We start from the raw sequence: 23,753 nt of genomic DNA on the forward strand, positions 1-23,753 counted from the left end.
GTCAGAGCGTCGCCTTGATGGGGATGGTGCGCTTCTTCTCGCTGCCGAAGAGGCTGGTCTCGGTGATGCCTTCGCTGCAGCCGTTGCCGAAGCTGAAGCCGCAGCCGCCGCGCACGTTGAACGCGTTCTCGGCGTACTCGCGGTGCGTGGTCGGGATGACGAAGCGGTCCTCGTAGTTGGCGATCGCCATCACGCGGTACATCTCCTCCACCTCGTTCACGCTCAGCTGCACCTGCTCGATGGCGGCCCTGTTGGGCGCGCCGTCCACGTGCTTCGTGCGGTGGTAGGCGCGCATGGCCAGCATGCGCTCCAGCGCGCGCACCACGGGTGCGGTGTCGCCGGCCGTCAGCAGGTTGGCCAGGTACTTCACCGGGATGCGAAGCTGGTTCACATCCGGGATCTCGCCGTTGGTGCCCATGTGGCCCGCGTTCGCGGCCGAGGTGATGGGGCTGAGCGGCGGCACGTACCACACCATGGGCAGCGTGCGGTACTCGGGGTGCAGGGGCAGGGCGACCTTCCAGTCCACCGCCATCTTGTAGACCGGGCTGTTGCGCGCGGCGTCCAGCCAGTTCTGCGGAATGCCGTCGGCCAGCGCCTGGGCGATGACCTGCGGGTCGTTGGGGTCGAGGAAGATGTCGAGCTGGGCCTGGTACAGGTCCTTCTCATTCTCCACGCTGGCGGCCTGCTGGATGCGGTCGGCGTCATAGAGCAGCACGCCGAGGTAGCGGATGCGGCCCACGCAGGTCTCGCTGCACACCGTGGGCTGCCCGGCCTCGATGCGCGGGTAGCAGAAGATGCACTTCTCGGCCTTGCCGCTCTTCCAGTTGTAGTAGATCTTCTTGTAGGGGCAGCCGCTCACGCACATGCGCCAGCCGCGGCACTTGTCCTGGTCGATCAGGACGATGCCGTCCTCCTCGCGCTTGTAGATGCTGCCGCTGGGGCAGCTCGCCACGCACGCGGGGTTCAGGCAGTGCTCGCACAGCCGGGGCAGGTACATCATGAACGTGTTCTCGAACTGCCCGTACATGTCCTTCTGGATGGCCTCGAAGTTCGCGTCCTTGCTGCGCTTGGCGAACTCGCCGCCCAGGATCTCCTCCCAGTTGGGGCCCCACTCGATCTTCTCCATGCGCTTGCCGGTGATCAGGCTGCGCGGACGCGCGGTGGGCGCGTGCTGCATCTCCGGCGCCGACTGCAGGTGGTCGTAGTCGAAGGTGAAGGGCTCGTAGTAGTCGTCGATCTGCGGCAGGTTGGGGTTGGCGAAGATCTTCATCAGCAGCTGCCACTTGTTGCCCTGGCGCGGCTCGATGCCGCCACCGGGCTTGCGCACCCAGCCGCCGTTCCACTTGTCCTGGTTCTCCCACTCGCGCGGGTAGCCGATGCCGGGCTTGGTCTCGACGTTGTTGAACCAGGCGTATTCCACGCCCGGGCGGCTCGTCCACACGTTCTTGCAGGTCACGCTGCAGGTGTGGCAGCCGATGCACTTGTCCAGGTTCAGGACCATGCCGATCTGTGCGCGGATTTTCACGGGTTCTCTCCTTGTCCCTGGTAGGCGGCCGCGAGATGGTCGTCGGCGGGCGTGTCGAGCCAGTCGACCTTGGACATCTTGCGCACGACGACGAACTCGTCGCGGTTGGTGCCGATGGTTCCGTAGTAGTTGAAGCCGTAGCTGAACTGCGCGTAGCCGCCGATCATGTGGGTCGGCTTGAGCACGATGCGCGTCACGCTGTTGTGGATGCCGCCGCGCACGCCGGTGATCTGCGATCCCGGGGTGTTGATGATCTTCTCCTGCGCGTGGTACATCAGCAGCATGCCGGGGTTCACGCGCTGGCTGACCACCGCGCGCGCCGCGATGGCGCCGTTGATGTTGAACACCTCCACCCAGTCGTTGTCCTCGATGCCGGCGCGCTTCGCGTCGTCCTCGCTCAGCCACACCACCGGGCCGCCGCGGTTGAGCGTGAGCATCAGCAGGTTGTCGCTGTACGTGCTGTGGATGCCCCACTTCTGGTGCGGGGTGATGAAGTTCAGCAGGATCTCCTGGTGGCCGTTGGGCTTGATGTTGTGGATGCCCGAGGTGGTCTTCAGGTCCACCGGCGGCCGGTAGCTGCTGAAGCCCTCGCCGAAGGCGATCACCCACGGGTGGTCCAGGTAGAACTGCTGTCGCCCGGTGAGGGTGCGCCAGGGGATCAGCTCGTGCACGTTGGTGTAGCCGGCGTTGTAGGAGACCGTCTCGCTCTCGATGCCGCTCCAGGTGGGGCTGCTGATGATCTTGCGCGGCTGCGCCTGCACGTCGCGGTAGCGGATCTTCTCGTCCTCGCGGTACAGCGCCAGGTGCTTGTGGTCGCGGCCGGTCTGCTTGCCCAGCGCCTCCCAGGCCTTCACGGCGACGTGGCCGTTGGTCTCGGGCGCGAGCTGCAGGATCACCTCGCAGGCGTCGATGTCGGTCACGATCTTCGGCAGGCCCTGGGTGACGCCTTCGTCCAGCGTCTTGCCATTGAGCTGGCCGAGCTGCTCGACCTCGGTGCCGGTCTTCCAGGCGATGCCCTTGCCACCGTTGCCGAGCTTGTCCATCAGCGGGCCCAGGGCGATGAAGCGCCTGTACACGTTGGGATAGTCGCGCTCCACCACCGTGATCTGCGGCGCGGTCTTGCCGGGGATCAGGTCGCACTCGCCCTTCTTCCACTCCTTCACGCCCAGGGGCTGCGCCAGCTCGCCGGCGGTGTCATGCATGATGGGCGTGAGCACCACCTCCTTCTCCACGCCCAGGTGGCCCACGCAGACCTCGCTGAAGGTCTTGGCGAAGCCCTTGTAGATCTCCCAGTCGCTGCGGCTCTGCCACACGGGATCCACGGCCGCCGAGAGCGGGTGGATGAAGGGGTGCATGTCGCTGGTGTTGAGGTCGTTCTTCTCGTACCAGCTCGCCGTGGGCAGCACGATGTCGCTGTACAGGCAGGTGGTGCTCATGCGGAAGTCGAGTGTCACCACCAGGTCCAGCTTGCCCTCGGGCGCCTGGTCGTGCCACTTCACCTCGGTGGGCTTGTCATGGTCATCGTCATGGCCGAGGTCCTTGCCCTGGATGCCGTTCTCGGTGCCCAGCAGGTGCTTGCAGAAGTACTCGTGGCCCTTGCCCGAGGAGCCCAGCAGGTTGCTGCGCCAGACGAACAGCACGCGCGGCCAGTTCTGCGGCGCGTCCGGGTCCTCGCAGCTCATCTGCACAGTACCGTCCTTCAGGGCCTGGATGACGTAGTCCTTCGGATCCATGCCGGCCGCGCCGGCGTCCTTCACCACCTGCATGGGGTTGGTCTTGAGCTGTGGCGCGCTGGGCAGCCAGCCCATGCGCTCGGCGCGCACGTTGTAGTCGATCATGCTGCCGGCCCACTGCTGGCGGTCGGCCAGGGGCGACACGATCTCCTCCATGCCCAGCTTCTCGTAGCGCCACTGGTCGGTGTGGGCGTAGAAGAAGCTGGTGCTGTTCTGCTGCCGCGGCGGGCGGATCCAGTCGAGCGCGAAGGCCAGCGCGGTCCAGCCGGTCTGCGGGCGCAGCTTCTCCTGGCCCACGTAGTGCGCCCAGCCGCCGCCGCTCTGGCCGATGCAGCCGCACATCATGAGCAGGTTGATCACGCCGCGGTAGTTCATGTCGGCGTGGTACCAGTGGTTCATGGCCGCGCCGATGATCACCATGGACTTGCCGTGGGTCTTGTGCGCGTTCTCGGCGAACTGGCGCGCCACGGTGATGATCTGCTCGCGCGGCGTGCCGGTGATGCTCTCGGCCCAGGCCGGCGTGTAGGCCGCGTCGTCGTCGTAGCTCTTGGCGCCGCTGCCCAGGCCGCGGTCGATGCCGTACTGCGCCACCTGCAGGTCGAACACGGTGGCCACCAGGGCCTCGCGGTGCTCGCCTTCCTTGCCCAGGCGCAGGCTCACCGCCGGCACCCGCACCACGTTGATGTCGCCGTTCTGCGTGTTGGCCTTGAAGTGCGGCGTGCTGACGCCGCCGAAGTAGGGCAGGCTGACACTCACCACCTCGTGCGGGGTGCCGCCTTCCTCCAGCAGCGACAGCTTGAGCTTGACGTCACCGTCATGGCGGGCTTCCTTGCTTTCCAGGTTCCACTTGCCCTGGTCGGCGCGGCCCTCGGGGCCCCAGCGGAAGCCGATGCTGCCGTTGGGCAGCACGGCGCGGCCTTCGGTGTCGAAGGCCACCGTCTTCCATTCCGGGTTGTTGGCCTGGCCGAGCTTGCCGTTGAAATCGCTCGCGCGCAGGTAGCGGTCGGGCACCAGCGTCTGGCTGCCGTCGGGCAGGGTGTGCTCCTTCAGCATCACCAGCATGGGCAGATCGGTGTAGCGGCGCGCGTAGTCGTCGAAGTACGGACTGCGCTGCTCGAAGTAGAACTCCTTCAGCGCCACGTGGCCCATGGCCATGGCCAGCGCCGCGTCGGTGCCCTGCTTGGGGTGCAGCCAGATGTCGGCCAGCTTGGCGACCTCGCTGTAGTCGGGCGTGACGGCGACGGTCTTGGCGCCCTTGTAGCGCACCTCGGTGAAGAAGTGGGCGTCCGGCGTGCGCGTCTGCGGCACGTTGCTGCCCCAGGCGATGATGTAGGTGCTGTTGTACCAGTCGGCACTCTCGGGCACGTCGGTCTGCTCGCCCCAGATCTGCGGGCTGGCGGGCGGCAGGTCGCAGTACCAGTCGTAGAAGCTCATGCACACGCCGCCGATCAGGCTGAGGTAGCGGCTGCCGGCGGCGTAGCTCACCATGCTCATGGCCGGGATCGGGCTGAAGCCGATCACGCGGTCCGGGCCGTGCTGCTTGATGGTGTACACGTTGGAGGCGGCGATGATCTGGTTCACCTCGTCCCAGGTGGACCGCACGAAGCCGCCCATGCCGCGCACCTTCTGGTAGTCGCGCCGGGCCTCGGGGTTCTCGACGATGCTGGCCCACGCATCCACGGGCGTCTTCGCCACCTTCAGGGCGGCGCGCCAGCGCTCCAGCAGGCGGCCGCGCACCATGGGGTACTTCACGCGGTTGGCGCTGTAGAGGTACCAGCTGTAGCTGGCGCCGCGGGCGCAGCCGCGCGGTTCGTGGTTGGGCATGTCCCAGCGGGTGCGGGGGTAGTCGGTCTGCTGGGTTTCCCAGGTGACGATGCCGCCCTTGACGTAGATCTTCCAGCTGCAGCTGCCGGTGCAGTTCACGCCATGCGTGCTGCGCACGATCTTGTCGTGCGCCCAGCGGTTGCGGTAGGCGTCCTCCCAGGTACGGTCTTCCATGGTGGTCTGGCCATGGTTGCCCGAGTAGCTTTCCTTCGGGATCGTGAAGTGGGACAGTCGGTCGAGAAAGTGACTCATGAAGGTTGCTCCGGGTGGATCATCAGCAGGGCATGGGGGCGTTGCGGCGGGCGTAGTGCCACCACGTGATGCCGATGCAGATCAGGTAGAAGACGATGAAGATGTACAGCGCCGCCTCCGGCCCGCCGGTCATGCTGATGGAGGTGCCGTAGCTCTTGGGGATGAAGAAGCCGCCGTAGGCCGCCATGGCGGCGGTGAAGCCCAGCGTGGCGGCGCCCTCGGTATTGCCGTCCTTGGTGGCGCGCGCCACCGCTTCCTTGTCGGCCGGGTTCACGCCCTGCATCGCCTGGTTCAGGAAGATGACCGGGATCATCCGGAAGGTGGAGCCGTTGCCGATGCCGGTGGTGAGGAACAGCACCAGGAACATCAGGAAGAAGCCGGTGAAGCTGCCGCCCGAGGGGCCGGAGGGCAGGAAGTACAGCACGCCGCCCACGGCCAGGGCCATGACGATGAAGTTCCAGAAGGTGACCCTGGCACCGCCCATCTTGTCGGCCAGCCAGCCGCCGAAGGGGCGGATGACGGCGCCCACCAGCGGGCCCAGCCAGGCGTAGGCAAGCGGGTTCACGTCCGGGAACTGGCTCTTGATCAGCAGCGGGAAGCCCGCGGCATAGCCGATGAAGGAGCCGAAGGTGCCCAGGTAAAGCACGCACATCAGCCAGTTGTGCTTGCGGCGGAAGATGGTGGCCTGGGTGGCGAAGCTGGCCTTGGCGTCGGCGATGTCATTCATGCCGAACCACGCCGCCAGCGAGGCGAGCAGGATCCAGGGCACCCAGATGAAGGCCGCGTTCTGCGTCCACACCTGCATCTGCTGGCCGTTCTTCGTGATGGTCTGCGGGTCGCCGCCCAGCACGCCGAACACGCCGGCGGTGATGACCAGCGGTGACAGGAACTGCACCACCGACACGCCCAGGTTGCCCAGGCCGGCGTTCACGCCCAGGGCCGAGCCCTTGCGCTCCTTCGGGAAGAAGAAGCTGATGTTGGCCATGCTGGAGCTGAAGTTGCCGCCGCCCAGGCCGCACAGCAGGGCCAGCATCAGCATGGTGGGATAGCTGGTGGTGTTGTCCTGCACCGCGTAGCCGATGCCGATGGCCGGGATCAGCAGCGTGGCGGTGGAGATGGCCGTCCAGCGGCGGCCACCGACCAGCGGCACGATGAACGAGTAGAAGATGCGCAGCGTCGCGCCCGAGAGCGCCGGCGCCGCGGCCAGCCAGAACAGCTGGTTGGTCGAGTACTTGAAGCCGAGGCCGGGCAGGCCGACGGCCACGACGGACCAGACCTGCCAGACCGCGAAGGCCAGGAACAGCGCGGGCACGCTGATCCACAGGTTGATCTTGGCGACGGCTTCGCCCTGCTGCTCCCAGAAGGTCTTGTCTTCCGGGGTCCAGATGGTGAGTACGCGGCCGCTGCGGCCGGTGGGGAGTGAGGCGGTGGGGGTCATGGAACGCTCCTCGGGGCGTCAGTGCGTGAAGCTGGGGCTGGCGGTGCCGGCGGCACCCATCACCTCGGCGCGGCGCACCTCGGTGAAGTACATCCAGATGAGGGAGACCCACACCACGCCATACATCAGCATGAAGGCGCTGGAGCGGATGCCGGTGAGGTCCATCAGCGCGCCGAACAGGATCGGCAGCACGAAGCCGCCCAGGCCGCCGGCCAGGCCGACGATGCCGGAGATGGCGCCGATGTTCTGCGGGTAGTCGTCGCTGATGTACTTGAACACGCTGGCCTTGCCGAAGGCCCAGGCGATGCCCAGCACGAACATCAGCGCGGTGAAGGTGTAGACGTTCAGGCCGATGCTGAAGCTGCGCGGGCCGTTGACCGTCATCACGGTGAAGTCGGTCTGCGGGTAGGACAGCAGGAACAGGCAGATCCAGCTCACCCACATCACCCACCAGGTGACGCTGTGGGCGCCGTACTTGTCGGACAGGGCGCCGCCGATGGCGCGCAGCACGCCGCCGGGCAGCGAGAAGCAGGCGGCCAGCAGGGCGGCGACGCGGATGTCCAACCCGTACTCGCCCACGTAGTACTGCACCATCCACAGCGACAGCGCGACGTAGCCGCCGAACACGATGCTGTAGTACTGGCAGTAGCGCAGCACCTTCGGGTCCTTCAGCGCCTTGAGCTGGTCCATGAAGCGCACGTTGCTGGGCACCAGGTGGGCCGGGTCGCTGCGGCTGAACAGCCAGAACAGCACCACGGTGCCCAGCATCACGGCCGCGTACACCTGCGGCACCATGGCCCAGCCGAAGGCGACGACGAGGGCAGGGGCCACGAACTTGTTGACCGCCGCGCCCGAGTTGCCGGCGCCGTACACGCCCATCGCGAGACCCTGGCGATGCTTGGGGAACCAGCGCGCCACGTAGGGCGTGCCCACCGAGAAGCTGCCGCCGGCCAGGCCCACGAACAGGCCGATCACCAGGAAGTGCCAGAACTGCGTGGCGTAGGCCATCAGCCAGATCGCCGGCACGGTGACGGCCATCAGGACGGCCATGACGATGCGGCCGCCGTAGCGGTCGGTCCAGATGCCCAGCGGCACGCGGATCAGCGAACCGGTGAGCACCGGCGTGGCGGTGAGCAGGCCGAACTCGGTGGCCGATAGGTTGAGTGACTTCTTCAGCGGAATGCCGATGACGCCGAACATCATCCAGACCATGAAGCAGACGGTGAACGCCAGGGTGCTGACGATCAGGACCGGCCAGGCCTCGCGCCGGGTGGGCGGGCGGCTGTTGCCGGTGGCGGGGGTTGCGGGGGACACGGTGAACTCCTGTTCAGTGATGCCTGGGGACTGGCATCACTGTGTTCCTCGCAGGGTCTTTGGACCATCCTTCCGTGGCAGAGGCGGCCCTGCGCGGAAGGAGGAGGGGGGATCGTCCGGAAGGATTAGGACGAATCCGAGGGCGCGCGCGCCCTGTGGGCGGGCCGCTACCCGCGGCCGGCGGCGAACACCGCGGCCTGCACCCGCGAGGTGAGGCCCAGCTTGCGCAGGATGTGCTGCACGTGGATCTTCACCGTGGTCTCGGCGATGTCCAGGTGGCGCGCGATTTCCTTGTTGCTCTCGCCGCGGGCGATGCCGGCCAGCACCTCCTGCTCGCGCGGGGACAGCTGCGCCAGCGGATCGGCCGGCGCGGCGGCCGTGCCGTTGGCCCGGCCGGCCTGGAACGCGGTCACGAGCTTGCCCGTCATCTCGGGGCTGATCACGGGCTCGCCCGCCATCACGCGGCGGATCGCGGCGGCCAGCAGGTCGCCGTCGATGGTCTTGAGCAGGTAGCCCTGGGCGCCGCCGTGCAGGGCCGCCTGCAGGTCTTCCGCGTCCTCGCTGACCGTCAGCAGGATCACCCGCGCCGCGGGGGCCGCTTCCTTCAGGCCGGCCAGCGACTGGATGCCGGTGGCGCCCGGCAGGTGGTTGTTCAGCAGCACCACGTCGGGCTGCAGCTGCCCCGCCTTGCGGACGGCTTCCGCCGCATCGCCGGCCTCGCCCACCACCTGGACGCCGGGGTCGGCCGCCAGCAGCGCCACCAGTCCGCGCCGGAACAGGGTGTGGTCGTCGACCACCAGCAGGCGGCAGGGTGACGGGGCGGTGGACATCACGCAGGGGCTCCGGGTTCGATGGGCGGTGCCGCTCAGGTCGTGAGGGCTTCGGCCTCGGCCGCTTCGGGCTCGCCCGCGGCCGTGCTGGCGGGCAGCGTCAGCCGCACGCGGCAGCCCTGGCCGGGTTCCGAGCTCACGCTCACGGTCGCGCCGATGCGGGCCGCGCGCTCCTGCATGATGCGCAGGCCCACGTGGGTCTGGTCGGGCGGCGCGCCGTCGGCCTCGAAGCCGTCGCCGTCGTCGACGACCTCGAAGGTCCGGCCCGGCCGGGCACCCACGCGCACGGTGACGTGGCGCGCATGGGCATGCTTGCGCACGTTGGACAGGGCCTCCTGCACGATGTGCAGCACCTGCACCTGCACGTCCGGTGCCAGCGGCAGGCCCTCGTCCTGCAGTTCCAGCCGCGTCGACAGGCCGGTCTGGTGCTCGAACTTCTGCAGCGTGGTGCGCAGCGCGGGCTCGATGCTCTCGGCGCTGGTGCGGGTGCGGAAGTGCACCAGCAGCTCGCGCACGTCGGCGTAGCACTCGCGCACGCCGGCATCCAGCTCGCCGATGCCGCGCTCGATGGCGGGCGCGTCGCCGCGCTGCATGGCGCCGCGTAGCAGCTGTACCTGGATCTTCATGAAGGCGAGCGACTGCGCGATCGAGTCGTGCAGCTCGCGCGCGAGCAGCCCGCGCTCCTCGGCCACGGCCGCCTCGCGCTCCAGCGCGGCCGCGCGCAGGCCTTCCATGGCACTGGCGAGGTGGCTGGCCAGGGCTTCGAGCAGGGCGCGATCCTCGTCCGACAGCGTGACCGGCTGGCGATGGAAGAGATCGAGCTCGCCCAGCACCCGGTCGTGCAGGCGCACCGGCACCGAGATGACCGCGCGCATGCCGGCCTCGGCGCAATGCGGCAGCGTGATGCCGGTCGAGGGCCGGATGGGAATGACCCGCGTCTCCGCATGGGCCTGGGCCTGGCCGCAGTGGCACTGGCCGGTGGTCAGGCAGTCCTCGGCCTGCGCCAGCGTCGCCGGCAGGTTGTCGGCGGCCAGCAGGTGGTAGCGCCGGTTGGCCTCGTCGCTCCAGCGCACGGCCACGGCGTCGGCCCGCGCGATGCCGCGCACCTTGCGCGCGAAGCCCTGGGCCAGGGCCTCCAGCGTGGGGGCGTGCGCCACCAGCTCGCTCACGCTGTACAGGTCGGCCAGGCGCTGGCGCTTCACCTCCAGGCTCTGGGTCTTCTCCTGCACCTTCTGCTCCAGGCTGCCATACAGCTCCTGCAGCGTGGCCGCCATCTCGTTGAAGCCGGCAGAGAGCTCGCCGAACTCGTCGCGGGTGTCGACGGTCACGCGTGCGCCCATCTCGCCGCGCTGCAGCGCGGCGAGGCCGGCCTTCAGCCGCGCCACCGGGCTCAGCACCAGCAGGTAGCCGGCGTACATCATCGCCACCGCGCCGCCGATGGCCAGCGCCATCATGGCGAGCTGGAACATGTGCAGCAGGGCCGTCCAGTAGGCGATCTGCGCCTCGATGGAGTCGACGAACGCGTCGACCAGCGCCACCAGCTCATCGGCCTGGCGCTTCGCGTCGGTGGCGGTGTTCGCGGCCTGCCACTCCTTGCGCAGCTGACCCCAGCGTTCCTGCACGGCCGCGAAGCGCTGCCGCGAGGCGGCCGACCAGGGCACGAAGAGCGGGCGCGAGGGATCGCCGGCCGCGAGCAGCGCCAGGCTGTTGTCGAAGCTGCGCACCAAGGCGCGCGCTTCCGTGGCATGGCGGTCGGTGCCCAGGCTCAGTGCGAGCCGGTAGGTCTGCATGCGCATGCGGCCCGCCTCGTTCACGGCCGCGGCGCCGCCTTCGAGGTTCCAGGTCACCCACAGCGTGAGGCCGATGGACGCGAGCGCCAGCAGCAGGAAGGTCATTCCCGTGGCCACGAGCTTGGCGGTGAGGGTCCAGCGGTTGCGCATGGGTGGGGGTCGTTTCTGGCGCGAGCTTAAGCGCGGCCACCGGCGTGCGGTTGACGCAGGTCAAGACGCCCGGGCCGCCTGCCTGCCGCGAGGACGGCCCGGCGGGTCAACCCGCGGCCTGGAACTGCAGCGGATCCCCCGCCGGATCCAGGGCCAGGTAGCCTTCGAGCCGGCCGGCGCGGATGGCGGCCACCATGCCTTGCAGCGCGGCCGTCACCTGGGCGGTGGGCGGCTCGGCCGTGGCGGTGCCGGCGCAGGCGGCGATGAAGACGGCCTGCCAGGGCGGGCAGGCCTGGCGCGACTCGGCCACCAGGGCCGCGAAGTCCCCCAGTTCCGACGGCGCCTTGTCCACGCAGGCCAGCGGGTTCAGGTGGCCGCCCTGGCCGGCCTCGAAGGCGGCGCGCTGGGCGGCGCTGGCGCCCTCGGGCAGCTCGCTGCCGGCGAAGACGAACAGCAGGCGCTGGCGCTCGGGCTGGGCCGCGGCGGCCTGGCGCAACTGGTCGAAGAAGGAATCGCTCATGGCCTGCGAGCATGCCGCAAGCGGCGCCCCTGCGATGTCCTGCAGGCGGACGAGGGCGCATCCTTCGTTGGAACTAGCGGCGGGCATCGGCGCCGGCCGGTGGCGCCCGGCAGAAGTTGACACGCATCAACACAAGCGCCTGCGCAGCGCCTTGCTCGTCCGCATGGACGAGGCGTCCTAGTCCTTGCGAAGGACGCACGATGCGCGGTGCCCGCCTAGCATCAGCCCGTCGCAACGCATCGAGGAATCGTTCATGTCGAATCGAATCATCCGGGGCCTGAGCCGCCGCACGCTGCTCGGGCAGGCCGGGGCCGTGCTGGTCGCGGGCCTGGCCTGGCCGGCGCAGGCCAAGGCCCTGCCGATCAGCCAGGCCATCAACCGCGCCGGCAGGCTGCGCGCCCTGTCGCAGCGCCTGTCCAAGGCCTATGTGCAGGCCGCACTGGAGGTGCTGCCCGATCGGGCCCAGGACATCCTGGCGAACACGCAGCAGCTGCTGGCAGGCAGCCTGGCCGAGCTGTCGGCCGGCGGCGGGCCCGCTGACCTGCAGGCGCAGCTGACCGCTGTCGAGCGCGATCATCGCGCGCTGGTCGCCGCGGTGGGCGGACGGCCCCGCCGCGAGGCTGGTCTCGACGTGGCCCGCACCGCGGACACGCTGCTTGAATCCGCCAACCGGCTGACCCAGGCCTACGAGTCGCAGTCGCGGCAGGCCAGCGCGCGCATCGTCAACGTGGCGGGTCGCCAGCGCATGCTGTCTCAGCGTGCCGCACGCGCCTACTTCCTGGCCGCCGCGGGCCATGACTCGCCGGCCGTGCGCAACCAGCTCGCCACCGCGCGCTCGGAGTTCGGGCAAGGGCTGGTGACGCTCCAGGCCGCAGCGATCTCCACGCCCGCCATCCGCAACGAGCTGGAGCTGGCGCGCAGCCAGTGGCTGTTCCAGGAGGCCGCGCTGGCGCGTGCGGCGAGCCCCGAGACCCTGCAGACGGTGGCCACCACCAGCGAGCGGGTGTACGAGGTGATGGACAACCTGACCGCGCTGTACGATGCGGCCCTGCGCGACCTGCTGTAGGCAGGCCGTCCCCGCCCCCATTGCCACCGCCGGAGGACGCATGACAACCAGCCGCAACACCTGGCCCTACGAGGGCCCGCCCGAGGACCGGCTGCTGGCCGAGAGCGCGTTGCGGTGGGTGGTGGACCCGGCGACCGGCGTGGACGTGATCCGGCGCGGCCTGATCCGGACCGTCGTCGTGAACGAAGGCGCGGTGCAGGTGCGGATGGCGCCCCTGCCGGACGCCGGCGTGACGGCCATGGTGGTCGAGGATCTGGAGGCCGAGCTGTTCGACCACTTCCACGGCGAGCGCCGCGTGACCGTCACCGTGGCCTCCGATCCGCCGCGGGGCTGGCGCACGCGGCCGCATCTGCGCCGCGTGGCCTGAGGCCGCACTCCGGCGGCGCCGTCCGGCTACTTGACCAGCAGGACGGGCACTTCGCTGTCGGTCACGACCGTCTGCGCGACGCTGCCCAGGAGCGCGCGGCCCAGCAGGCCGTGGCCATGCGTGCCCATCACGACGAGCTGGCACTTCTCGCGCTTGGCGGCCCGCACGATCTCCTGGCCGGCGTTGCCCACGGTCATCTTCAGTGTGTACTGGATGCCGTGGCGCGCCAGGAAGCGGTCGATCGGCTTGAGCACCTTCTCGGATTCGTCCTTGTGGTATTCGGCGATGGCCGTCGAGCCCAGCATGCCCTTCACGCGCGGCGGCACGGGGGTCTGCACGTTCAGCACGACCAGGTGGCCGTCGCCGCCGGCGAGCTCTTCATGGGTGACGAGGAAGGCCAGCGCCTTCTTGGTGTAGGAGCTGCCGTCGGCAGCCAGCAGGATCTTCATGGGCTTGTGTACTCCGGCTCGTGGGGTTGGGCTGCTCAGCGCAGCACGAGCACCGGAATGGTACCGTGCGTCAGCACGTGCTGGGTCTCGCTGCCCAGCAGCAGGCGCTTCAGGCCCCGGCGGCCGTGCGAGGCCATCACGATCAGGTCGCACTTGTGCTTCTTGGCAGCCGCGGCCACGGCGTCGGCCACGAGGTCCGAGCGCACGACGACCGCCTTGGCCTGCACGCCCGCCGCGCGGGCCTGCTCGGCCACGGCATCGCCCAGGGCCTGGCCGCGCTCGGACCACTGCTTCTCGATGCGCGAGATCTCCTGCGTGGAGACCGTCACGCCGCCCTCGAAGTACGACTGCGGGTAGCGGGACACGACGTTGAGCACCACCATTTCGGCGCCCAGCGCGGACGCGAGGCCGATGGCGCTCTTGGCGGCCTTCTTCGACAGGGGCGAGCCATCGGTGGGGAAGAGGATGCGCTGGTACATGGAAGAGTCTCCTGGGTGAAAGGTTTCGCCCAGCTTACGGCGGCGGGTCCGGGCGGGCTTGATCCACGTCAAGCGGAGCCGGCAGGCCGCCCCCTAGGCTTGCGGTCGTGGAATCTGCTGCTCTGCCATCGCCCGTCGCCCGCGTCGCCGCCCCGGGCGCGGCCGTCCGCCCGCCGGTGCCACCGGCCGCCCCGCCCGAGCGCGCGGCGGCGCTGGACGAGCCGGCGGAGTGGGCCTCCTTCGGCCGGCCGCTGAAGGACCGCGCCGACTGCTGGGAGTCGTACCTGGCCATCGAGGGCATGTACTGCCCGGCCTGCTCGCTCACCATCGAGGACGCCCTGCGTGGCCTGCCGGGCGTGCAGGGGGTGGAGGTCAACGGCGCCACGGCCACCGCGCGCGTGGTGTGGTCCACCGCGCAAGGCCGGCCTTCGCAATGGCTGCGCGCGCTGGAGCAGGCGGGCTATGCCGGGCTGCCGGCCGGCGACCAGCTCGCGGCGGTGCCGCGCCGGCAGGCGCAGCGCGTGCTGCTGTGGCGCTGGCTCGTGGCCGGCTTCTGCATGATGCAGGTGATGATGTACGCGTATCCGTCGTACGTCGCGGCCCCGGGCGAGATGTCGCCCGACGTGGCAGCGCTGCTGCGCTGGGCCTCGTGGCTGCTCACGCTGCCGGTGATGGTGTTCTCGTGCGGGCCCTTCTTCAGCTCGGCCTGGCGTGACCTGCGCGCGCGCCGCATCGGCATGGACGTGCCGGTGTCGCTGGGCATCCTGATCGCCTTCGCGGCCAGCACGGCGGCCACCTTCGACCCGGCCGGTCCGCTGGGCGGCGAGGTGTGGTTCGACTCGGTCACCATGTTCGTCTTCTTCCTGCTGTCGGGCCGGCTGCTGGAGCAGCGCCTGCGCGACCGCACCGCCGGCGCCCTGGACGCGCTGGCGCGCCGCCTGCCTGACACGGCCGAGCGGCTGCTGCCCACCGGCACCACCGAGCGCGTGCCGGTGCGGCGCCTGGTCGTGGGCGACCGCATCCGCGTGCGCCCGGGCGAGGCCTTCCCGGCCGACGGCACCGTGCTCAGCGGCGACAGCAGCGTCGACGAGGCCCTGCTCACTGGCGAATCCACGCCGCTCGCCCGGCGCGCCGGCGATGCCGTGATTGCCGGCAGCCACAACCTGCGCGCCGTGCTCGAAGTACGGGTGGAGCGGCTGGGCGAGGACACCCGCTACGCCGAGATCGCCGCGCTGATGGAGCGCGCCTCGGTCGAGAAGCCGGCCAGCGCGAAGCTGGCCGACCGCATTGCATCGCCCTTCCTCGGCGCGGTGGTGCTGGCTGCCGTGCTGGCCGCGTGGTGGTGGTGGCCGCAGGGCCCGGGCCATGCGCTGGGCGTGGCGGTGGCCGTGCTGATCGTCACCTGCCCCTGCGCGCTGTCGCTGGCCACGCCTTCGGCCACGCTGGCGGCCGCCGGCTCCCTGGCGCGCAGGGGCGTGCTGGTGCGCCGGCTGGAGGCCCTGGAGGCCGGGGCGAAGGTGGACACGGTGGTGTTCGACAAGACTGGCACGCTCACGAACGACCGCATGGCGGTGCGCGCGATCCATGCGCGCGAGGGCGTGGCGACCGGTGAGGCGCTGCGCCTGGCCGCGGCACTGGCACGGCAGTCGTTGCACCCGGCGGCGCGTGCCATCGCGGCCGAGGCCGGCGCGGTGGGCTGGTCCGCCACCGCCGTGGAGGAACATCCGGGCGAGGGCGTCGAGGGGCTCGTGGCCGGCGACAGCGGCTGGCTGCCGCGCCGCCTGCGCCTGGGCTCGGCCGCATTCTGCGCCGCGCCGCCCGAGCAGGCCCGCGCGCAGGTGCACCTGGCCGACGAGGCGGGCTGGCTGGCCAGCTTCGAGCTCGACGAATCCCTGCGCGCCGGCGCCCTGGGGGCGGTCGGTGCCCTGCGGCGCATGGGGCTGGCCGTGCAGATGCTCTCGGGCGACCAGCAGGCCGCGGTGGACCGCCTGGCCTGGCGCGCCGGGGTGGAGCAGGGCTTCGGCCGGCAGACGCCGGACGACAAGCTGGCCCACGTGGCGGCCCTGCAGCAGGCCGGGCATCGCGTGGCGATGGTCGGCGACGGCATGAACGATGCGCCGGTGCTGGCGCGCGCCGATCTCTCCATCGCCATGGGCGAGGGCGTGCCGGTGGCGCAGGCGCGCAGTGACTTCATCGTGCAGGGCGGGCGGCTGGATGCCGTGGCGCTGCTGCTGGCGCAGGCGCGGCGCACCCGCCGCGTGGTGCGCCAGAACCTGTTCTGGGCGGCGGTCTACAACGCCGTGTCGGTGCCGCTGGCGCTGGCCGGTGCCATGCCGCCCTGGCTGGCTGGTCTGGGCATGGCCGCCAGCTCCCTGTTGGTCGTGCTCAATGCCGCGCGGCTCGCGCGCGTGCCCAAGGAAACCTGATGGACATCCTGTTCGTGCTCATCCCGCTGTCGGTCGTGCTGGCCCTGGCCATCCTCGGCGCCCTGGCCTGGGCCGTCTGGCGTGGCCAGTTCGACTCGGTGGAGGCCGAGGGCGAGCGCATTCTGCACACCGATTGACATGGGTCAAGCTGGCTATTGCAGCGCAACAAGACACTCGCAACATCCCAAGAAGAAGGTGCTTCATGAACGATCCAACCGCCAAGACTGCAATCTATGACGACACCGTCGTCCGGCAGTTCTCGCTGATGGCCGTTGTCTGGGGCGTGGTGGGCATGCTCGTCGGCGTGATCATCGCGGCCCAGTTGGCCTGGCCTGAGCTGAACTTCGGCATTCCCTGGTTGAGCTACGGCCGACTGCGACCGCTGCACACCAACGCCGTGATCTTCGCCTTCGGCGGCTGCGCGCTGTTCGCCACCAGCTACTACGTGGTGCAGCGTACCTGCCAGACCGGGTTGTTCCTGCCCAAGCTGGCGGCGTTCACGTTCTGGGGCTGGCAGCTCGTCATCGTGGCGGCCGCCGTCAGCCTGCCGCTGGGCTACACCTCCGGCAAGGAATACGCCGAGCTGGAGTGGCCCATCGACATCCTGATCACCCTGGTCTGGGTGGCCTACGCGGTGGTGTTCTTCGGCACCGTGGGCACGCGCAAGGTCAAGCACATCTACGTGGCCAACTGGTTCTACGGCGCATTCATCCTCGCCGTGGCGCTGCTGCACCTGGTGAACAGCGCCGCCGTCCCGGCCGGCCTGATGAAGTCCTACAGCGCCTACGCCGGCGTGCAGGACGCCATGGTGCAATGGTGGTACGGCCACAATGCGGTGGGCTTCTTCCTGACCGCGGGCTTCCTGGGCATGATGTACTACTTCATCCCGAAGCAGGCCGAGCGCCCGGTGTACAGCTATCGCCTGTCCATCGTGCACTTCTGGGCCCTGATCTTCACCTACATGTGGGCGGGCCCCCACCACCTGCACTACACGGCCCTGCCGGACTGGACGCAGTCGGTCGGCATGCTGTTCTCGCTGATCCTGCTGGCGCCCTCCTGGGGCGGCATGATCAACGGCATCATGACCCTGTCGGGCGCCTGGCACAAGCTGCGTGACGACCCCGTGCTGCGCTTCCTGATCGTGTCGCTGTCGTTCTACGGCATGAGCACGTTCGAGGGCCCGATGATGTCCATCAAGACCGTCAACGCCCTGTCGCACTACACCGACTGGACCGTGGGCCACGTGCACTCCGGCGCGCTGGGCTGGGTGGGCCTGGTCTCCATGGGCTCCCTGTACTACCTGGTGCCGCGCCTGTTCGGCCAGAAGAAGATGTACTCGGTGAAGGCGATCGAGCTGCACTTCTGGACCGCCACCATCGGCATCGTTCTGTACATCGCCGCCATGTGGATCGCCGGCGTGATGCAGGGCCTGATGTGGCGCGCCATCAATGCCGACGGCACGCTCACCTACACCTTCGTCGAATCGGTGAAGGCCACCTACCCCTTCTACGTGATCCGCGTCTGCGGCGGCCTGCTGTACCTGGGCGGGATGATCGTGATGCTGTGGAACGTGTGGATGACCGTCGCCAACGGCCGTGCCGTGCGCGTGCCGGTGCCCGCCGTCACCGCCGCCGCCCACTGAACGAAAAGGACGCCTCATCATGAGCGACAACACCCAATCGACCGGTTTCACGCACGAGAAGGTCGAGACCAACAACTTCCTGATGATCGTGCTGATCCTGCTGGTCGTCGCCATCGGCGGCCTGGTCGAGATCGTGCCGCTGTTCTTCCAGAAGTCCACCACCGAGCCGGTGGCGGGCGTGAAGCCCTACACCGCGCTGCAGCTCGCGGGGCGTGACATCTACCTGCGCGAGGGCTGCTACAACTGCCACTCGCAGATGATCCGCCCGTTCCGCGCCGAGACGCTGCGCTACGGCCACTACTCGGTGGCGGGCGAGTTCGTCTACGACCACCCCTTCCAGTGGGGCAGCAAGCGCACCGGCCCGGACCTGCACCGCGTGGGCGGCCGCTACTCGGACGAGTGGCACCGCATCCACCTGAACAACCCGCGTGACGTGGTGCCGGAGTCCAACATGCCGGCCTACCCCTGGCTGGAGAAGACGGCGGTGGACCCGACGGTGATGGCCCCGCGCATGCGTGCCCTGCGCACCGTGGGCGTGCCCTACACCGACGAGCAGATCAACAAGGCCGCGGAAGAGGTCAAGGGCAAGACCGAGATGGAAGCCCTGATCGCCTACCTGCAGTCCCTGGGCCGCGCCCTCAAGTAAGCACGGAGCACGACATGGATGTCACCACCCTGCGCATCGCGGCCACCCTGGTCTCGCTTGCGACCTTCCTGGGCATCGCCGCCTGGGCCTACTGGCGGCCCAACCGCGAGCGCTTCGACGAAGCGGCCCGTCTTCCCTTCGAACAAGAATAAGGGGCGCCGAACATGAGCGACTTTGTTTCCGGCTTCTGGTCGATGTACGTGGCCGGCCTCACCCTGGTGAGCATCCTGGCCTGCGCCATCCTGCTGTGGGCCACCGGCCGCAAGAAGGTGATGTCCGCCACGGACAACACCACCGGCCACGTGTGGGACGAGGACCTGCGCGAGATGAACAACCCGCTGCCCATGTGGTGGGTGTGGCTGTTCATCATCACCATCGTCTTCTCGCTGCTGTACCTGGTGGCCTACCCGGGCCTGGGCTCGCACGACGGCCAGTTCAAGTGGTCTTCCAAGGGCCAGTACGACGCCGAGGTGGCCAAGGCCAACCAGGAACTGGGCCCGCTGTATGCCCAGTTCACCGCCAAGAAGCCCGAGGACCTGTCCCGCGACGCCAATGCCATGGCGGTGGGCGAGCGGCTGTTCATGAACAACTGCGCCCAGTGCCACGGCTCCGACGCGCGCGGCAGCAAGGGCTTCCCGAACCTGGCGGACGGTGACTGGCTGCATGGCGGCGCGCCCGACAAGATCGTCGAGACCCTGGCCAAGGGCCGCGTGGGCAACATGCCCCCCATGGCCGCGGCCGTGGGCACGGGCGACGACGTGAAGAACCTCGCCCACTACGTGCTGTCGCTGTCGAACGCGCCGCATGACTCGCTGAAGGCCCAGCTCGGCAAGCCGAAGTTCGCCGCCTGCGCGGCCTGCCACGGCGCCGACGGAAAGGGCAACCAGGCCCTGGGCGCGCCCAACCTGACGGACGACATCTGGCTGCACGGCTTCGGCGAGCAGGCCATCATCAGCATCGTCACCAACGGCAAGGTCAACGAGATGCCGGCCCAGGCGGGCAAGCTGACCGATGCGCAGATCCACGTGCTCGCCAGCTATGTCTGGGGCCTGTCCAACAAGGGCGGCGCGCCGGCGTCGGCGGCCAAGCCCTGAGCGCCTGGATTCCCGCCTGCGCGGGAATGACGGCAGTTCCGAACAGGGGCCCAGGGCCCCTTTCGCCTTTTCGGGCCGCACTGACAAATATCAAGTGGGGCCCGATCTCCCGCGCGCATGATCTCAGGGAAAGCCCGAACCCGCAGTCCCGATGAAAGTCATTCCCATCACGCCGGTCGAACCCGAGCAACCGCCGAAGGATGAAGGGCAGTCGCTCTACGCGTCGGCGAAGAAGATCTACCCCCGCGCCGTGACCGGCACCTTCGCGCAGTGGCGCTGGGCGTTCGTGTGGGCCACGCAGATCGTCTTCTACGGCCTGCCCTGGCTGCAGTGGGGCGAGCGGCAGGCGGTGCTGTTCGACCTGGCGACGCGGCGCTTCTACATCTTCGGCTTCGTCCTCTACCCGCAGGACTTCATCTATCTCACCGGCCTGCTGGTGATCAGCGCGCTCTCGCTGTTCCTCTTCACCGCCGTGGCCGGGCGGCTGTGGTGCGGCTTTGCCTGCCCGCAGACGGTCTACACGGAGATGTTCCTGTGGATCGAGCGCAAGGTCGAGGGCGACCGCAACGCGCGCATGAAGCTCGACGCGGAGCCGATGTCCGGCCGCAAGCTCGGCAAGAAGGCGCTCAAGCACGCCCTGTGGGTGGCGCTGGCGATGTGGACCGGCTTCACCTTCGTGGGCTACTTCACCCCCATCCAGACCCTCTGGGGCGAGGCCTTCACGCTGTCGTTCGGGCCCTGGGAATGGTTCTGGGTGAACTTCTACGCCTTTGCAACCTACGGCAACGCCGGTTTCATGCGCGAGCAGGTGTGCAAGTACATGTGCCCGTACGCCCGCTTCCAGAGCGCGATGTTCGACCGGGACACGCTGATCGTGAGCTACGACACGGCGCGTGGCGAGCCGCGCGGCTCGCGCGGCCGCAAGGTCGACTACAAGGCCAAGGGCCTGGGCGCCTGCGTCGACTGCAACCTGTGCGTGCAGGTCTGCCCCACCGGCATCGACATCCGCAACGGCCTGCAGTACGAGTGCATCGGCTGCGCCGGCTGCGTGGACGTGTGCGACGGCGTGATGGACAAGATGGGCTACGAACGCGGGCTGATCCGCTTCACCACGCAGAACGTGCTCAAGCAGGGCGGCGGCCGCTCCGAGATCCTCTCGCACATCCTGCGCCCGCGCGTGCTGGTGTACACCGGCATCCTGCTGGCGATCTGCTTCGCGGTGCTGTTCAGCCTGGCCATGCGCACGCCGCTGAAGGTGGACATCGTGCGCGACCGCGCCGCGCTGTCGCGCATCGTGGCCGGCGGCAAGCTGGAGAACGTGTACCGCCTGCAGATCATGAATGCCACCGAGCGCACGCAGAAGTACCGCCTGAGCGCCGAAGGCCTGACGGGCCTGGAGATCGCCTCCGAGACCGAGTTCGAGGTCGGCCCGGCCGAGGCGCGCTGGGTGGTCGTGCGGCTGCAGATCCCGTATGGCAGTGCGCCGGCCGGCTCGCAGCCGATCCATTTCGACATTGCCACCGTGGCCGGCGACGCGCATGTGCGCGAGAAGTCCGTGTTCCTGGTGCCCCGCTGACAAGGAGACCGCATGACCACCGAGAAGAACGAACCCCCCCCGTCGGCGCCCTGGTACCGTCATGGGCTGGTCTGGATGATCATCTCCGGGCCCGCCATCGTCATCGTCGCCGGCTTCGTGACGCTGTACCTGGCGATCCGCACGCCCGACCCGGTGATCACGCCCGACTACTACCGCCAGGGCATCGAGATCAACAAGACTCTGCCGAAGGACCGCGCGCTGATGCCGGCCGTGCAGGGGCGCAACCACGCCAACACGCCCGCGGAAGAGAACTGAGAGGAGACCCCACGATGATCCGTCGCCTCATGTGGAGTGCCTGGCCCGCCTTCCTGGCCGCCTGCGCGCTGGAGCTGCTGGTGTTCGCGTTCGTCGACCCGATGGACGTGCAGTGGTCCGGCAACGCGGTGGGCCTGTCGCGCCAGGGCATCTACACGGCGGCGTTCTTCGCCTTCTGGCTCGTGTCGCTGGCGGCCTGCTTCCTGACGACGGTGCTCGCGATGAGCGCGGCCGAGGTCAACGCCTGCCCCTTCGACGCGGACCAGCGGCCCGAGGGCTGCCCCGGCCGCGGCTGCTGAGGCGCGCCTGCCGCGTGGGTTAAATTACGAGGCAACGCCCAACGTTGCCTCGCAGTGACCGAACCCGCCCTCCCCGAAGACAGCGCCGCCGCCCGCCTGGCCGGCCTGCTGGATTCGGCCATGGACGGCATCATCACCGTCGACGCGGCGCAGCGCATCGTCATGTACAACCGCGCGGCCGAGCGCATCTTCGGCCATCCGGCGGCGGCCATGCGCGGCCAGCCGCTCGATGGGCTGCTGCCGCAGCGCTATCGCGCCGGGCATGCCGAGCAGGTGCGCCGCTTCGGCGAGACCGGCGTCACCTCGCGCCGCATGGGCGACCAGACCGTGCTGGTGGGCCTGCGTGCCGATGGCACCGAGTTCCCGATCGAGGCCTCCATCTCGCAGCTCGAGGCGCCGGAGGGCAGGCTGTACACCGTGATCCTGCGCGACGTGTCCGAGCGGGTGCGCGCGCAGGAGGAACTGGCTGCCTTCGCGGCCGAAAGCGCCGGTGTGCGCGAGCAGGAGAAGTCGCGCATCGCGCGCGAGCTGCACGACGAGCTGGCGCAGGCGCTGACCGCGCTGAAGATGGACACGATCACGCTGCGCGAGCATGTGCGCGGCGACGCCGTCGCGCAGGGCAAGCTGTCGCAGATGATCGCCATGCTCGACGCCTGCGTGGCCTCGGTGCGCCGCATCTCGGCCGACCTGCGCCCCCTGGTGCTGGACGACCTGGGCCTGCTGGCCGCCATCGAATGGCTCGTGCACAACTTCAGTCAGCGCACCGGCGTGGCCTGCACCCTGGCCGCCGACGAGGATCTGGACCTGCCCGAGCCCTATGCCACCGGCGTCTTCCGCATGGTGCAGGAGTCGTTGACCAACGTCGCCAAGCACGCCCGCGCGAGCCAGGTGGCGGTGCGCATCCGGCGCGATGGCGACCAGCTCGTGCTGGCGGTGCAGGACGACGGCGCGGGCTTCCGCGTGACCGATCCGCGCAAGCCGCAGTCGCTGGGCATCGCCGGCCTGCGCGAGCGCGCCCACCTGATGCGTGGCGAAGTCCGCATCGACAGCGAGCCGGGGCAGGGCACGCGTGTCGAGGCCCGCATCCCCCTGCCGCAGGAGAACCGATGATCCGCATCGTGCTGGCCGACGACCATGCCATCGTGCGCGAGGGCCTCAAGCGCATCGTCGGCGATGCGAAGGATTTCGAGGTGGTCGGCGAGGCCGCCGATGGCACCGAGGTGATGCAGATCGTGCGTGCCGAGACCTTCGACGTGCTGGTGCTCGACCTGTCCATGCCCGGGCGCAGCGGCATGGAGCTGATCCGGCTGGTGAAGGCCGAGCGGCCCAAGCTGCGCATCCTGGTGCTCAGCATGCACCAGGAGACCCAGTACGCAGTACGCGCGATCAAGTCGGGCGCGAGCGGCTACCTCACCAAGGAAAGCGCGCCGGCGCAGCTGGAGCAGGCGATCCGCCGCGTGGCCGCGGGCGGCGCCTACGTGAGCGCCGAGGTGGCCGAGCAGCTCGCGCTGGGCGCCATGCCCGGTGGCGCGGCAGACCAGCCGCCGCACCAGACGCTGTCGGACCGGGAGTTCGAGGTGTTCCGCATGCTCGCCGCCGGCGAGGCCGTGTCGGAGATCGCGGCTCGGCTGAACCTGTCGGTGAAGACGGTCAGCACGCACAAGTCGAACCTGATGCACAAGCTCGGCGTGACCAACCCGAGCGAGCTGCTGCGCTATGCCATCAAGCACGGGCTGGCCGATCCGGTGGGGTGAGGGGGGATCGCTACAAGGGAACCAACCCCGGTTGTCTGCGTAGGCTGGGGTGCACCCCCAGCGCTTCACCTCAGAACGCGCATCCCGGCTGCGTGAGCAGCGCACGCAGCTTCTCGGTATCGAGAATGCGCACGTGCCGCTGGTGCACCTCGATCAGGCCTTCCTCGGCGAAGCGCGAGAAGGTGCGGCTCACCGTCTCCAGCTTCAGGCCCAGGTAGCTGCCGATCTCCTGCCGCGTCATGCGCAGCACCAGCTCGGACTTCGAGAAGCCGCGCGCCTGCAGGCGCTGCACCAGGTTCAGCA

Annotated in this window: 23 protein-coding genes; 13 read left to right on the forward strand and 10 right to left on the reverse strand. The window is 69.2% G+C overall.

The annotated features are described in order from the left end of the window. Window position 1: 1 nt before the first annotated feature. The 7 genes from narH to ACE3T5_RS11460 all read right to left on the reverse strand — a co-directional run bounded on the left by narH (window position 2) and on the right by ACE3T5_RS11460 (window position 11,376). The gene (gene narH, locus ACE3T5_RS11430; protein WP_374667651.1) at window positions 2–1,525 is read right to left on the reverse strand and encodes a nitrate reductase subunit beta; all 1,524 of its coding nucleotides are present in this window, start codon (window positions 1,523–1,525) and stop codon (window positions 2–4) included. Next, window positions 1,522–5,334, reverse strand: a complete 3,813-nt coding sequence (locus ACE3T5_RS11435) for a nitrate reductase subunit alpha (RefSeq protein WP_374667653.1) — start codon at window positions 5,332–5,334, stop codon at window positions 1,522–1,524. The genes narH and ACE3T5_RS11435 overlap by 4 nt, the downstream gene beginning before the upstream one ends. Before the next feature lie 22 nt (window positions 5,335–5,356). Further along, entirely contained in the window at window positions 5,357–6,772 is a 1,416-nt protein-coding gene (locus ACE3T5_RS11440) for a NarK family nitrate/nitrite MFS transporter (protein WP_374667655.1), read from the reverse strand. Between the two features lie 18 nt (window positions 6,773–6,790). Continuing rightward, the gene (locus tag ACE3T5_RS11445) at window positions 6,791–8,086 is read right to left on the reverse strand and encodes a nitrate/nitrite transporter (protein WP_374667657.1); all 1,296 of its coding nucleotides are present in this window, start codon (window positions 8,084–8,086) and stop codon (window positions 6,791–6,793) included. A gap of 167 nt (window positions 8,087–8,253) precedes the next feature. Continuing rightward, window positions 8,254–8,916: a response regulator gene (locus ACE3T5_RS11450; protein WP_374667659.1), complete on the reverse strand. Its 663-nt coding sequence runs from the start codon at window positions 8,914–8,916 to the stop codon at window positions 8,254–8,256. A 35-nt stretch (window positions 8,917–8,951) separates the two neighbouring features. Next, window positions 8,952–10,856: a type IV pili methyl-accepting chemotaxis transducer N-terminal domain-containing protein gene (locus ACE3T5_RS11455; RefSeq protein ID WP_374667661.1), complete on the reverse strand. Its 1,905-nt coding sequence runs from the start codon at window positions 10,854–10,856 to the stop codon at window positions 8,952–8,954. A gap of 106 nt (window positions 10,857–10,962) precedes the next feature. Continuing rightward, on the reverse strand, window positions 10,963–11,376 hold the full coding sequence (locus ACE3T5_RS11460; protein ID WP_374667663.1) for a ribonucleotide reductase subunit alpha: 414 nt from the start codon (window positions 11,374–11,376) through the stop codon (window positions 10,963–10,965). Window positions 11,377–11,629: 253 nt separating this feature from the next. Between ACE3T5_RS11460 and ACE3T5_RS11465 the strand changes: the two genes are divergently transcribed. Together ACE3T5_RS11465 and ACE3T5_RS11470 are read left to right on the forward strand one after the other, a co-directional pair. Continuing rightward, window positions 11,630–12,442 carry a type IV pili methyl-accepting chemotaxis transducer N-terminal domain-containing protein gene (locus ACE3T5_RS11465; protein ID WP_374667665.1) on the forward strand — a complete coding sequence of 271 codons (813 nt, stop codon included), beginning with the start codon at window positions 11,630–11,632 and terminating at the stop codon, window positions 12,440–12,442. A 40-nt stretch (window positions 12,443–12,482) separates the two neighbouring features. Then, window positions 12,483–12,809, forward strand: a complete 327-nt coding sequence (locus tag ACE3T5_RS11470; RefSeq protein ID WP_374667668.1) for an iron-sulfur cluster assembly protein — start codon at window positions 12,483–12,485, stop codon at window positions 12,807–12,809. 26 nt (window positions 12,810–12,835) lie between these two features. On the opposite strand, the gene ACE3T5_RS11475 is transcribed toward ACE3T5_RS11470, so the two are convergent. Both ACE3T5_RS11475 and ACE3T5_RS11480 read right to left on the reverse strand, forming a co-directional pair. Continuing rightward, window positions 12,836–13,258: a universal stress protein gene (locus ACE3T5_RS11475; RefSeq protein ID WP_374667670.1), complete on the reverse strand. Its 423-nt coding sequence runs from the start codon at window positions 13,256–13,258 to the stop codon at window positions 12,836–12,838. A gap of 35 nt (window positions 13,259–13,293) precedes the next feature. Beyond that, window positions 13,294–13,737: a universal stress protein gene (locus tag ACE3T5_RS11480; protein ID WP_374667672.1), complete on the reverse strand. Its 444-nt coding sequence runs from the start codon at window positions 13,735–13,737 to the stop codon at window positions 13,294–13,296. Between the two features lie 107 nt (window positions 13,738–13,844). Between ACE3T5_RS11480 and ACE3T5_RS11485 the strand changes: the two genes are divergently transcribed. The 11 genes from ACE3T5_RS11485 to ACE3T5_RS11535 all read left to right on the forward strand — a co-directional run bounded on the left by ACE3T5_RS11485 (window position 13,845) and on the right by ACE3T5_RS11535 (window position 23,450). Beyond that, window positions 13,845–16,163, forward strand: a complete 2,319-nt coding sequence (locus tag ACE3T5_RS11485; RefSeq protein ID WP_374667673.1) for a heavy metal translocating P-type ATPase — start codon at window positions 13,845–13,847, stop codon at window positions 16,161–16,163. Beyond that, window positions 16,163–16,300, forward strand: coding sequence for a cbb3-type cytochrome oxidase assembly protein CcoS (ccoS, locus tag ACE3T5_RS11490; RefSeq protein WP_374667674.1), 138 nt, complete (start codon window positions 16,163–16,165; stop codon window positions 16,298–16,300). The genes ACE3T5_RS11485 and ccoS overlap by 1 nt, the downstream gene beginning before the upstream one ends. Before the next feature lie 65 nt (window positions 16,301–16,365). Beyond that, window positions 16,366–17,805 carry a cytochrome-c oxidase, cbb3-type subunit I gene (ccoN, locus tag ACE3T5_RS11495; protein ID WP_374667676.1) on the forward strand — a complete coding sequence of 480 codons (1,440 nt, stop codon included), beginning with the start codon at window positions 16,366–16,368 and terminating at the stop codon, window positions 17,803–17,805. A 19-nt stretch (window positions 17,806–17,824) separates the two neighbouring features. Then, on the forward strand, window positions 17,825–18,451 hold the full coding sequence (gene ccoO, locus ACE3T5_RS11500) for a cytochrome-c oxidase, cbb3-type subunit II (RefSeq protein WP_374667677.1): 627 nt from the start codon (window positions 17,825–17,827) through the stop codon (window positions 18,449–18,451). 14 nt (window positions 18,452–18,465) lie between these two features. Then, complete coding sequence (locus ACE3T5_RS11505; protein ID WP_374667678.1) at window positions 18,466–18,603, forward strand: cbb3-type cytochrome oxidase subunit 3; 138 nt, start codon at window positions 18,466–18,468, stop codon at window positions 18,601–18,603. A 12-nt stretch (window positions 18,604–18,615) separates the two neighbouring features. Beyond that, a complete protein-coding gene (gene ccoP / locus ACE3T5_RS11510; protein WP_374667679.1) occupies window positions 18,616–19,545 on the forward strand; it encodes a cytochrome-c oxidase, cbb3-type subunit III in 930 nt (309 codons plus the stop codon). Window positions 19,546–19,696: 151 nt separating this feature from the next. Next, complete coding sequence (gene ccoG, locus ACE3T5_RS11515) at window positions 19,697–21,121, forward strand: cytochrome c oxidase accessory protein CcoG (RefSeq protein ID WP_374667681.1); 1,425 nt, start codon at window positions 19,697–19,699, stop codon at window positions 21,119–21,121. Window positions 21,122–21,133: 12 nt separating this feature from the next. Continuing rightward, window positions 21,134–21,397, forward strand: coding sequence for a FixH family protein (locus tag ACE3T5_RS11520; RefSeq protein ID WP_374667682.1), 264 nt, complete (start codon window positions 21,134–21,136; stop codon window positions 21,395–21,397). A gap of 14 nt (window positions 21,398–21,411) precedes the next feature. Further along, the gene (locus tag ACE3T5_RS11525; RefSeq protein ID WP_374667684.1) at window positions 21,412–21,696 is read left to right on the forward strand and encodes a hypothetical protein; all 285 of its coding nucleotides are present in this window, start codon (window positions 21,412–21,414) and stop codon (window positions 21,694–21,696) included. A gap of 54 nt (window positions 21,697–21,750) precedes the next feature. After that, window positions 21,751–22,806, forward strand: a complete 1,056-nt coding sequence (locus tag ACE3T5_RS11530) for a PAS domain-containing sensor histidine kinase (protein WP_374667686.1) — start codon at window positions 21,751–21,753, stop codon at window positions 22,804–22,806. After that, the gene (locus ACE3T5_RS11535) at window positions 22,803–23,450 is read left to right on the forward strand and encodes a response regulator (RefSeq protein ID WP_374667688.1); all 648 of its coding nucleotides are present in this window, start codon (window positions 22,803–22,805) and stop codon (window positions 23,448–23,450) included. The genes ACE3T5_RS11530 and ACE3T5_RS11535 overlap by 4 nt, the downstream gene beginning before the upstream one ends. Before the next feature lie 70 nt (window positions 23,451–23,520). Here the strand turns inward: ACE3T5_RS11535 and ACE3T5_RS11540 are convergent. Beyond that, window positions 23,521–23,753 (reverse strand): helix-turn-helix domain-containing protein (locus ACE3T5_RS11540; protein WP_374667690.1); only part of this gene is annotated, 233 nt, incomplete at its 5' end.

Origin of the sequence: Ramlibacter sp. (genome assembly GCF_041916345.1) — a bacterium.
Classification (GTDB): Bacteria; Pseudomonadota; Gammaproteobacteria; order Burkholderiales; family Burkholderiaceae_C; genus Ramlibacter.